This window comes from Streptomyces sp. SAS_270 (genome assembly GCF_052543295.1).
In genome coordinates this window covers 9,997-15,961 of sequence record NZ_JBMNDS010000135.1, presented here as the reverse complement: position 1 = coordinate 15,961, position 5,965 = coordinate 9,997, and the positions used below count along the sequence as shown (strand labels likewise).

Below are 5,965 nucleotides of genomic sequence, written 5' to 3'. Positions count from 1 at the left end.
GCCCGCCGTCCGGGCCCGCCCCTCCAGTCCCTCAGTCCTTCGCTCCTACCGCTGCTTCGGCACCTTGGCCGCCGTGACCGTCCTCTCCGGTGTGTTCCACCCGGAGATCCGCAGGTACGGCACGGACCCGTGCAGATCCGCCGTGCGGTACGTGACCTTCAGCGTCGCCGACTCGCCCGGCCACAGGCTGACTTGGTTGTCGGACCACTGAACGGGCAGCACCGGCTTGCCCGACGCGTCCACCAGGTGGACGTCGGTCAGCAGTGAGGGAGTTCTGTCGCTGCCCGCGTTCCGTACGGTGACCGTCGTCGTCGACGTGCCGTCCGCTCCGGCATCGGTCGACGCGGAGGCAGAAATCGGTACCTGCGCAAGGGAGTTGAGCCCCTTCAGGTCGGCGTAGCTGGTCGTCGGCGTGTAGTACCAGTCGGTGTTGGCCCAGTCGAGGGTGTCAGGCTTGGTGGAGAGCCAGTAGACGTTGCGGCTGACTTCCCGGCCCGCGGAGTCGGTCAGCGTCAGGCGGGCGAGATAGGTCGCCGACAGGCCGCTGACCGAGGACGGCACGGTGAGCGCCGTACTGTGCGCGCCGTCCCCGCCCACGCTCAGACCGGCCGCCGACTTGTCGTACCGCTGTGAGCCGTCGGTGTTGAAGAGCGTCACCCTGGCCGTGAGTCCGGAGGCGGCGGCATGCCGGCTGTTCACCACCACGACGGAGCGGTTGTCGTAGGAGTACTGGACGTGCAGCGGCTCGTTCGCCTTCTTGGCGCCGAAGTAGGCGCCTCCCTGGTCGAGGTAACGGTCCATCAACTGCCAGTGCAGTGACGTCCATCCGCTGTTGAACATCCAGTAGACGACTCCGGTGGACGGCTTGGAGGCGTCCGTCGCGTTGCGGCCGTACGCCTCGAACTGTGCGCGCACGTTCTCGTACTGGGCGAGCTGGGCCTTGCGTACGTAGTCCGTGAGGCCGGCCGGAGCTCCGTAGCGGCCGGTCAGGGCGTCGTCGTAGAGCTTGAGGGTGCCGAAGGTCGACGACGGGGAGCGGTGGTACTGCTTGGCGTTCGGGTTCTTCCAGAGGGTGTCGAGCTCGGCGGGGGAGAGCATACGGCGGAGGGTGTCGAGCGTGGGGATGTCGGGGCCCGCGCTGGTCTCGGAGTTGAAGCCGGTGGCGCCGCCCTCGCGTTTGGCGTACCAGTAGTTCGGCGGGATCCAGTCGTAGGGGCCGGACATCTTCATGCCTGAACCGCCGCTGATGGGTGCGGAGTTGTCGGAGGCGGCGGCGACCACCGGGGTGGGCCAGTCGGAGGCCTTGAGGGCGTCGACGTAGTTCTTCTCGATCGTCGCGTCGGGAGCGAAGTCGCTGCCGATGAGGAAGGAGACGACGCTCGGGTGGTCGCGCAGACGTGCGGCCTCGGCGGCCATCGACGCCTTGGCGATCGGATAGTCGGCCGCGGTCCATTTGTCACCGGACTCACCGCCGTTGACGTTGCCCTCCCACTTGTCGCAGCACTCCCAGCCGGGAAGCGTGAGGATGCCGTAGCGGTCGGCGAGGTCGAAGAACTCGTCCGGCTCGATGTGGCCTTCCAGACGGATGGTGTTGAGGCCGAGGTCGAGCGCGTACTTCAGCCGGTCCTCGACGTAGGTCCGGTCCCAGCGCAGGAACTCGTCGGGCGACCAGCCGCCGCCCTTGATGAGCAGTTTGCGGCCGTTGACGCGGTACTGCCGTGCTCCGTCGGAGTTCAGTGGCGCCTGTACGTCCCGGATGCCGAAGCGCTCGTGGGCCGTGTCGGAGACGGTGCCGGCGACGGAGGCGGTCAGATCGAGGCCGTACAGCGGCTGTTCGCCCATGCCCGCCGGCCACCACACCTTCGGGGAGGTCAGACGGAGCTGCGGGAAGTCGGCCGGCGCGAAGACGACCGGCTTCGTCTCGTGCGCCGCGAGGGGTACGGTCCTGCTGACGGCCAGCGAGCCGATCGTGCCTGAGACCGTCGCGGTGACCGGGGCATCGGAGTCGTTGCGGACCCGGGCCTTGACCGTCAGATCCGCGGAGGCCAGGGACGGTACGTCGAGCCTGGTCACCACGTGCGCGTCACGCAGCGCGACCGGGCCGCCGCGGTGCACGAGGACGTCGCGGACGATGCCCATGTTCTCGTCGGGCGGCGGCTGGAGCCAGTCGATCCAGCCCATGGTCAGGTTCTTGTTCGGGCTGTTGGGCTGGATGCGGAAGGCGACCGTGTTCGTGCCCGCCCGGACCAGTGAGGTGACGTCCAGCTCGTGGTGGGTGTAGGCGCCCGCCACGTCGGCGGCCTTGGCGATCTGCCGGCCGTTCACATAGACGTCGGCCGCCGAGATCACCCCGCTGAAGTCCAGCTGGGTGCGCTCGGAGGTGTCGGCGACGGTGAAGTCGGAGCGGTACCACCAAGGGACGTCGAAGTCGGCCTTCGGGATCTTCTGCTGGTTGGTCGAGTAGAACGGGTCCGCATACTTTCCGCCCGCGAGCAGCGCGGCCAGAACGGTGGAGCGCGGGCCCGCCGGATACCAGCCGCCCGTCGGGTAGCCGGGGCTGGAGACGGCGGCCGCGGAGTCGGTGACCTCGGCCGTCGACTGGATTGCGTAACCGGAGAGCGCGGTGGTGGTTCCCGGCGTGGAGGCGACGGCGGTGCTGCGAGGAGTGGGGGAGTGAGGCTCTCCGTTGCCGTGGCCGCCCGTCCACGCGCTCGTGGTGAGCGTGCCGAGCAGGGCGAGAGCGACGGCGGCCGTGGCGAAGCGCCGTCTGGAGGCAGGGCGGTGGAACACGGTGGTCTCCTTGGGAGGTGGGGGAGCATCCGCGCTTCGGCACTGCGGGTCAGGGGGCGGGGGCTGGGCACAGCAGGGGCGGGCGAGCGAGTCCGCGACCAATCAAGTTAGGAAACTTTACTAACTAGGCCCACAAGCTAAGCCGCAGAGCAGACCATGTCAATCACCACCGCGCCAGGAGGGGAGACCGCCGCGTGGCGGAAGACCCCCGCGCAAGGGGAGACCGCGGAGTCCCGCGCAAGGGGAGGCAAGAGCGGGGCAAGAGTGGCCGCACAAGCCGGAGTTACGAGGCCGAGCGCCGCTCGAACACCACGTCGCGCGCGGTCCCCAGGGCCGTGGCCACCGCGCCCAGCAGCACCGCGTCCTCGCCGAGCAGGCTCGGTACGATCTTGGGGCGCAGCGGTGTGAGGCCGCGCAGGGTCTCGCGCACCGGACGCAGCAGCAGGTCGAGGCTGTGGCCCACGCCGCCGCCGAGCACCACCAGGTCGGGGTCGAGCACCGCGGCCGCGGCCGCCACGGTGTGCGCGATCCGCTCACCCTCCAGCCCAACCGCCTTGACCGCGGCGGGGTTCCCCTGCCGTGCCGCGTCGAACACGGCCTTCGCGGTGAGCTGCCCGGTCATCCCGAAGTGACGCGCCGCCTCGACGACGGCCACCCCCGACACGGCGTCCTCCAGCGTGTCCGGCTTGTGCCGCCCCGGCCACGGCAGGAATCCGATCTCCCCGGCCCCGCCGTGCGCTCCGGTGAACAGCCGGCCTTCACTGACGACGCCCATGCCGAGCCCGGTGCCGATCATGATGTACGTGAAGAGGCGGCTCCCCGCGCCCACGCCGTAGGTGTACTCGCCCAGCGCGGCGAGGTTGGCGTCGTTGTGGACCTCCAGCGGGATGGCCAACTCCTCGCGCATCCGGTCGAACAGGCCCGCGCGGCCCCAGCCGGGCAGATGCATCGCGTAGCGCACCCGGCGCTGCTTCTCGTTGTACACACCCGGCGTGCCCACGACCGCGTGCACCACCTCGTCGGGCTTCACGCCGGAGTTGGCGACGACCTGGTGTGCCGTGGAGACCACCAGGTCGGCCATGGCGCCGGAGGTGCGTGCGCGGTTGCGCACGTCGGCGCGCGCGACCACGGCGCCGTCGAGATCGGCGACCGCCACGCGCAGCCAGCCGCGGCCGATGTCGATGCCCAGCGCGTACCCGGCGGCCGGGTCCGGGGCGTAGAGGACAGCCACCCGGCCGCGTTCCGGTGCGTGGGTGCCGACCTCGTGGACCAGTCCGGCCTCGGCCAGAGAGGCGAGGGCGCTGGAGACCGTGGGCTTCGACAGGCCCGTGTCGCGGGCGAGTTGGGCGCGCGAGGCCGCACCCGTGGTACGCAGCCGGTCGAGCAGCAGCCGCTCGTTGGAGCTCCGCAGCCGCTGACGGTTCCAGGGCTGTTCGGGTTGCGCTGCGGCGTCGCTGGCGGGCATCGCACCATTCTCACGCATACGTGGCACCCTCTTGACGCATCTAGTAAGGCTCCTTAACTTTATCGCCCAGTCAGCCTCGCCGGGCGAGCCAAGGGGAGCCCAGCGCCGGCCGGATACCCGCCGCCCTTGATCCGACGGCCGTCGACCGACGTCGGCCGTCCCGCCGTACCCCTCCCCGTGTCCTGCTTCAGGAGGCCTCCATGTCCGAAAATCCGCCACCCACCGGCGGTTTCGTCCGCCGCGTCGGCCTGTTCCAGGCCACCGCCATCAACATGAGCCAGATGTGCGGCATCGGGCCGTTCGTGACCATCCCGTTGATGGTCGCCGCCTTCGGCGGCCCGCAGGCGGTCATCGGCTTCGTCGCGGGCGCCCTGCTGGCGCTCGCCGACGGACTCATCTGGGCCGAGCTGGGCGCGGCGATGCCCGGATCCGGCGGCAGCTACGTCTATCTGCGCCAGGCCTTCCAGTACCGCACCGGGCGCCTGATGCCCTTCCTGTTCGTGTGGACGGCCATGCTCTTCATTCCGCTGATCATGTCCACGGGTGTGGTCGGCTTCGTCCAATATCTGGGTTACCTGGCGCCCGACATGGGCGAGACCACCGGTGACCTCGTCGGACTCGGCATCGTCGCCCTGGTGGTCGTTCTGCTGTGGCGCGGCATCGAGCACATCGCACGGATCACCGCCGTGATGTGGGCCGTCATGATCACCTCGGTCCTGCTGGTGATCCTGGCCGCAGCCAGCGACTTCAGCCCGCACCTGGCCTTCACCTACCCCGCGCATGCCTTCGACTTCGCGAGCAACCACTTCTGGCTCGGCTTCGCCGCGGGCCTGACCATCGGCATCTACGACTACCTCGGCTACAACACCACCGCCTACATGGGCGCCGAGATCAAGGATCCGGGCCGCACGCTGCCCCGCTCCATCATCTTCTCGATCCTCGGCATCATGGCGATCTACCTGCTGCTGCAGATCGGCACGCTCGGCGTCATCGACTGGCGCCGGATGACCGACCCCGGCGACATCGCCTCCACCTCCGTCGCCTCCGCCGTGCTGGAGAAGACCTGGGGCAAGGGCGCCGCCGACACGGTCACCGTCCTCATCCTCATCACCGCCTTCGCCTCGGTCTTCACCGGCCTGCTCGGCGGCTCCCGCGTCCCCTACGACGCCGCACGCGAACGCGTCTTCTTCCGCCCGTACGCCAAGCTGCACCCCCGGCACCGGTTCCCGATGCTGGGCCTGGCCACCATGGGTGTCGTCACGGCGATCGGGTTCCTCATCGGGCGCCACACCGACCTGGCCACCCTCATCCAGCTCCTCACCACAGTCATGGTGATCGTCCAGGCGCTGGCCCAGATCCTCGCCCTCTCCGTGCTGCGCCGACGCCAGCCGGGCCTGCGCCGCCCGTACCGCATGTGGCTCTACCCGCTGCCGAGCTTCATCGCCCTAGCCGGCTGGCTGACCATCTACGGCTACGCGGACAAGAACTCCCCGGGCCGCCACCCCATCGAATGGTCCCTCGCCTGGGTAGCCCTCGGCTGCGTCGCGTACATCGTCTGGGCACGCCTGGAGAAGGTGTGGCCCTTCGGCCCGAAGGAGATCACGGAGGAGTACCTGGCCCCACCGACTCCGGACGCGGAGCCTGCCGGGACGTAAGGGGGAGCCGGCCGGTGTGCGAAGGCGGGGGGGGCCCGGGAAAACAGGGCCCGCC

Annotated in this window: 3 protein-coding genes; 1 reads left to right on the top strand and 2 read right to left on the bottom strand. The window is 69.7% G+C overall.

Features of this window, described 5'->3' with window-relative positions; translation table 11 throughout:
- Positions 1-45: 45 nt before the first annotated feature.
- Together ACN6LB_RS44230 and ACN6LB_RS44225 are read right to left on the bottom strand one after the other, a co-directional pair.
- The gene (locus ACN6LB_RS44230; RefSeq protein WP_445030857.1) at positions 46-2,790 is read right to left on the bottom strand and encodes a glycoside hydrolase family 2 protein; all 2,745 of its coding nucleotides are present in this window, start codon (positions 2,788-2,790) and stop codon (positions 46-48) included.
- A gap of 283 nt (positions 2,791-3,073) precedes the next feature.
- Positions 3,074-4,255: an ROK family transcriptional regulator gene (locus tag ACN6LB_RS44225; RefSeq protein ID WP_445030856.1), complete on the bottom strand. Its 1,182-nt coding sequence runs from the start codon at positions 4,253-4,255 to the stop codon at positions 3,074-3,076.
- A gap of 200 nt (positions 4,256-4,455) precedes the next feature.
- Here ACN6LB_RS44225 and ACN6LB_RS44220 point away from each other — a divergent pair, with 200 nt between their 5' ends.
- A complete protein-coding gene (locus tag ACN6LB_RS44220) occupies positions 4,456-5,910 on the top strand; it encodes an APC family permease (RefSeq protein WP_445030855.1) in 1,455 nt (484 codons plus the stop codon).
- The last annotated feature ends 55 nt before the right edge of the window (positions 5,911-5,965 follow it).